General features: G+C 39.2%; 7 protein-coding genes. 5 read left to right on the plus strand and 2 right to left on the minus strand.

The annotated features are described in order from the left end of the window. The 5 genes from RQ763_RS09640 to RQ763_RS09660 form a co-directional block, all read left to right on the plus strand. The coding region (locus tag RQ763_RS09640) for a helix-turn-helix domain-containing protein (RefSeq protein ID WP_314152654.1) at window positions 1-397 on the plus strand (397 nt) is incomplete at its 5' end. After that, complete coding sequence (locus RQ763_RS09645) at window positions 387-926, plus strand: hypothetical protein (RefSeq protein WP_314152656.1); 540 nt, start codon at window positions 387-389, stop codon at window positions 924-926. The genes RQ763_RS09640 and RQ763_RS09645, both read left to right, overlap by 11 nt. After that, window positions 919-1740, plus strand: coding sequence for an SIR2 family protein (locus RQ763_RS09650; RefSeq protein WP_314152657.1), 822 nt, complete (start codon window positions 919-921; stop codon window positions 1738-1740). The genes RQ763_RS09645 and RQ763_RS09650 overlap by 8 nt, the downstream gene beginning before the upstream one ends. Next, window positions 1741-2961, plus strand: a complete 1221-nt coding sequence (gene clpX / locus RQ763_RS09655; protein WP_314152658.1) for an ATP-dependent Clp protease ATP-binding subunit ClpX — start codon at window positions 1741-1743, stop codon at window positions 2959-2961. Between the two features lies 1 nt (window position 2962). After that, window positions 2963-3316 carry a hypothetical protein gene (locus RQ763_RS09660; RefSeq protein ID WP_314152660.1) on the plus strand — a complete coding sequence of 118 codons (354 nt, stop codon included), beginning with the start codon at window positions 2963-2965 and terminating at the stop codon, window positions 3314-3316. 6 nt (window positions 3317-3322) lie between these two features. On the opposite strand, the gene RQ763_RS09665 is transcribed toward RQ763_RS09660, so the two are convergent. Both RQ763_RS09665 and RQ763_RS09670 read right to left on the minus strand, forming a co-directional pair. Further along, entirely contained in the window at window positions 3323-4315 is a 993-nt protein-coding gene (locus tag RQ763_RS09665; protein ID WP_314152661.1) for a hypothetical protein, read from the minus strand. Next, window positions 4308-4559, minus strand: coding sequence for a hypothetical protein (locus RQ763_RS09670; protein WP_314152662.1), 252 nt, complete (start codon window positions 4557-4559; stop codon window positions 4308-4310). Before RQ763_RS09670 ends, RQ763_RS09665 begins: the two co-directional genes overlap by 8 nt. Between the last annotated feature and the right edge of the window lie 140 nt (window positions 4560-4699).

Consider the following 4699-nt stretch of genomic DNA (forward strand, 5'->3'; position numbering starts at 1 on the left):
TGTATTATTAGCCGAATATTATCTGCATAAATACGCAAATAAATACGATAAACAAGGCTTGAAAATTAATCAAAAAGCAATACAAAAGCTCCTTAAATACAAATGGCCCGGTAATGTAAGAGAGCTTGAAAATACGATCGAGCGTATTGTACTAATGGGCAGTGCAGATGGAATAAGTGCCTCAGATATGATACTTCTGCTCCCTGCGCTAAATAATCAAAAGCTCTCAGAAGAGTATTGCGCAATAGCCATAGAGAACAAAACGCTCGATGAGCTTGAAAAAGAGGCAATTATAAAAGCGCTTAAATCAACAAACGACAACCAGTCGGAGGCTGCAAAGCTTCTAGGGATCACACAAAGACAGATAGGGTATAAGATAAAAAATTATGGAATCTAAAATAGTATATAAAGATGAATTTATGGAGCTTTGCGAAGATTTTACAGATGTCGGTTATATGGCTGAGAATATCGAAGTTAGAGACCTCTTTCAAGAAAAAAAATTGATTACAAGAAGCTCAAGTGAGAGACATATGACGCTTCTTCTCTCTTTTCCTCATGCAAAAGAGGAGTTTGCAAACGAGATACTTGCTCTTGATGAACTTATGAGCCGTATTCAAGTGGAGCTTAAATGTTATTTGATCTTTGATGAAGATAGTGATGAAAAAACAGTTTTGAAAAACAGACTTAAAAAATTTGAGATGGTTTTTGATGCGGATAATGAGTTTGGAAGCCTCTACGGTACGAAACTTGTAAGCGGAACCTTAGAAGACAGATTAACGAAGGCTCTTTTTTTGATAAGCAAAGACGGAGCCATCTTTTATATCGATATGCCAAATGATCTAAGCAGACCTTTGGATGTGGATAGATTGAGAGTAGAGTTAAACAGAGCTTATTCTAGCTATACGGGAGTCGGTTGCCATGGATGATATAAAAGAGGAGTTAAGGTCTGGAAATTTGGTTCCTTTTATCGGGATGGGTGTTTTTAAAAACACTATCTGCGAAGATGGAACAACACTTCCATACGACAGCGACAGTATGATACTCTCCCTTAACAACGGAAGAACTATGAGCGCAAGGCTTATGTATGAGTACAGCCGCGCTGCAATGAGTCTGGAGCAGAGAAAAGGGCGAGAGTTTATCGTTGGGATGACAAACCATATCTATGCTTCAAAAAAGTATGATCTGCCCTTTGTGTATCAGTTTTTTAAAGAGATAAAACCAAGGTATATGATAGATACAAATATGGACGACAGTTCGTGCAAGATATACGAAGATGTAGAACACTTTATGATAACTGGCGTGTCACGCATAATGGCTGGGTATGACAGATTTTTACTCTACAAGTTCGACACTGCACTAAAAGAGTATAAACGCATTGCAAAAGAGGAGCTGAACGACTCTTTGCCTATTCTCTTTAAACCTATGGGATGCATGATCCCTGAGAAAAATTTCATTGTAAGCGATGCCGATTTTGTGGATTGGCTCACTGAGGCAATGGGCGGCTACGCACTTCCTCCATTTTTAAAAGAGTATAAAAAAGATAAGTCATACCTTTTTTTGGGCGTTGATTTTTCACGTGATACCTTTAGAATGGTTGCACACGAGATCACGCTTGATCTTAAAGAGGGTATTGTAGTGAGCAAAAAAGATGAACTTACAAAAAAAGAGAACAAATTTGTAGCAGCACACAATCTAAAGTACATTAACGAAGAGAGCGATACATTTTTAAAAGGCTTATAGATGAATGAGAACTTAAAATGTGATTTTTGCGGCAAGAGCGTTAAAGATGTAGAGAAGATATTTAGTGCTGAGAGCGCTCACATCTGCAACGAGTGTATCGGGACATGTTCTGACATCCTGCACAAAGAGGAGCTCAAGAGATCAAGAGATGAGTTCAAGCGGGGTCTTAGTATCCCTACGCAGATAAAAGAGCATCTTGATAGCTATGTCATAGGGCAGGAAGAGGCAAAAAAAGTTCTCTCTGTAGCGCTCTACTCACACTATAAACGCATTGATAAACCCACTTTTAAAAATGTCGAGATTGAAAAAAGCAACATCCTTTTAATAGGTCCTACGGGAAGTGGAAAAACACTTCTGGCAAAAAGTCTGGCAAGAATTATGAATGTACCTTTCGCCGTAGCGGATGCGACCGCACTGACAGAAGCGGGCTATGTTGGCGAAGATGTAGAATCAATCCTCTCAAGACTTTTAGCAGCGGCAGATTTTGACATAGAGCGTGCGCAACACGGGATCATCTATATTGATGAGATAGATAAAATTGCCAACAAAAGCGAGAGTGCCTCAAGCGGTCGCGATGTGAGCGGCGAGGGTGTTCAGCAGGGACTTCTGAAAATTTTAGAAGGGGGAGAGGTATATGTTCCTCTTAAGGGAAGCAGAAAAAGCTCCTCTGCTGAGACCGTACTTTTTGATACGACGCATGTTCTCTTTGTGTGCGGGGGCGCATTTGTCGGACTGGTCGGGAACGATGAAAAGAGCAAGAAAAATTCTCCTAAAAAAATGGGCTTTTTAAACAAAAACGATGATATCGCAAAAAAAGAGATAGAGTCTAAAGAGCTTATCTCTTTTGGGCTTATTCCAGAGTTTATAGGAAGGATCCCCATTATTGCAACCTTAAGTGAACTCTCAAAAGAGGATCTGGTGCGAGTATTGCAAGAGCCTAAAAATGCTATTATAAAACAGTATCAGGCACTTTTTGAACTTGACGGAGTAGAGTTGGAGTTTAGCGAAGATGCACTTGAGATAATAGCTCAGATGGCGGAAGAGAAAGGTGTAGGAGCAAGAGGTCTAAGAGGGATAATTGAGAAGATAATGCTTCCTCTTCAGTATGAGCTTCCTGCAAAGAAAAGTGTAGAAAAATGTATTATTACACGGGATTTTATAGAGTCAAAAGCAGATGTGATCTTAGAGTATGCAACTGATAAAAAAAGCGAGGTGAATTAAGATGGATGATTTGGCAACGGTTTATGAGTGGGCGAAAACCTATGATTTTAGTGATGAACAGATACAGTATGCAACGATTTTAGCACTTAAAATACTTGATGGCGATTGCAAGATGGATTATGACAACTACAATCTTTTTATGTCTGTTTACGAGGGTATAAAAGATAAGAAAAATACACCGTTTAATCTAAGCGTGCATAAGATTATAGATTTGGCAAGAGCCGTTGACCCCATCAAAGCATCTCCTGTTTATAAAGAGATGATAGGCGAACTTCGCGTCATGATGATGAAAGATATGAAAAAGCCTACAATGAAGGCATTTAAAAATTTGGTATGGGACAGAGTTAGCTGTTAGATAAAATCAGATGTCACAGAACTCTAAAGAGGGCAGATCAGGTCTGTTCAAGCCTTCATTTCCGGCAATATAGAGATTTTTGAGTTTTGTGAGTCTTGAAAAAGAGGCAGGAAACTCTCTTATCTCATTCTCTTCAATATCAAGTTCAAGAAGCTTAGACAAATCTCCGATACACTCCGGCAGCTCTTTGAGAGCATTTTCACTTACACTCAAGCGATTGAGCTTTGTAAGTCTGCATATATCTTTTGGAAGATATTTCAAGTTGTTATTATCAAGTGTGAGTATCTGCAAATCTTCGAGTCTGCTGATATCAAAATCAATCTCTGAGATGTTGTTATCGTTAAGATTGAGTCGTATAAGCATATCATGCGCTTCAAGCGAGGGGAGATTTTCTATATTGTTCCCCTCTAAAAGAAGCGTCTCAAGTTCATTTATTTTACCGATAGACTCAGGCAGTTTTGTAAACTCATTGTAGGAGAGGTCAAGATAGTAGAGCGAGGTCATATTTGCAAAGACCTCAGGGAGCTCTTTTAGGTTGTTTGTATCTACCGAAAAGTAGAGCAGCCTTGAGAGGTTTTTTAGCTTATCTGAGAGCCTTTGAAGCGAATTTGCGGCAATGGTAAGCCTTGTAAGTTTTTTGAGGTTATAAAAGCTCTCAGGCAGCTCTTTTAGCCTGTTACCTGTAAGATTTAGAATGATTAGAGATTCAAGCTCTCCTATGGAGTCGGGAAGTGAGTCGAGAAGGTTGTTCTCACACTGCAAATTTCTTAGTTTTTTTAGCCTCCCAATGCTTTGGGGAAGCTCTTTAAGTCTGTTGTTTGAGAGCTTCAGCACGCTCAAACTCTCCAAAGAGCCAATACTCTGGGGAAGTTCTCTTATCTTGCATTTTGATAGATCCAATATAGAGAGTTTTTTTAACTTCAGAGTGTCTGTCGGCACTTTTGAACTCAGGCCGTTGCTTTTAACCCATCTTGAAAAATCATCCAATGACTCACTCATCCTCATCGCTCCCTGTTGCATTTTTGTGATCAATCAAAAAATCTATCTCTTCATAATCTATCTCGCCGAATTCAACCATGTTGTAAAGTGCCATAAGAGCTCTTCTGCAACATGTCTGATTGCACTCGGTAACAAGTTTTTTGGCTTTTTTATATGGAAGATCGGTTGCTTTGAAAATTTCAACTGCCTGCATTACAGACTTAGAGCCGCACTTGCAGATGATTCTCTCCCCACTTGCTTCCATAATATTTTGCCTCTCTATTTTAGAAAGGCATACTTTGCTTTTAAAGCTAAAACAGGCTGCATCGCTTCATCGATTTTTTGGCTGAGTTCGGGAAGTTTTACGTAATCGCTCCAGATGCTGTCTTCGACAATATCATGTAT

The organism is Sulfurimonas sp., from assembly GCF_032250635.1.
GTDB lineage: Bacteria > Campylobacterota > Campylobacteria > Campylobacterales > Sulfurimonadaceae > Sulfurimonas.

Bases quoted from the DNA above. Each gene is read 5' to 3' on its own strand.
- RQ763_RS09645 (WP_314152656.1), top strand. From the start codon at position 387: ATGGAATCTAAAATAGTATATAAAGATGAATTTATGGAGCTTTGCGAA.
- RQ763_RS09650 (WP_314152657.1), top strand. From the start codon at position 919: ATGGATGATATAAAAGAGGAGTTAAGGTCTGGAAATTTGGTTCCTTTT.
- clpX (WP_314152658.1), top strand. From the start codon at position 1,741: ATGAATGAGAACTTAAAATGTGATTTTTGCGGCAAGAGCGTTAAAGAT.
- RQ763_RS09660 (WP_314152660.1), top strand. From the start codon at position 2,963: ATGGATGATTTGGCAACGGTTTATGAGTGGGCGAAAACCTATGATTTT.
- RQ763_RS09665 (WP_314152661.1), bottom strand. From the start codon at position 4,315: ATGAGTGAGTCATTGGATGATTTTTCAAGATGGGTTAAAAGCAACGGC.
- RQ763_RS09670 (WP_314152662.1), bottom strand. From the start codon at position 4,559: ATGGAAGCAAGTGGGGAGAGAATCATCTGCAAGTGCGGCTCTAAGTCT.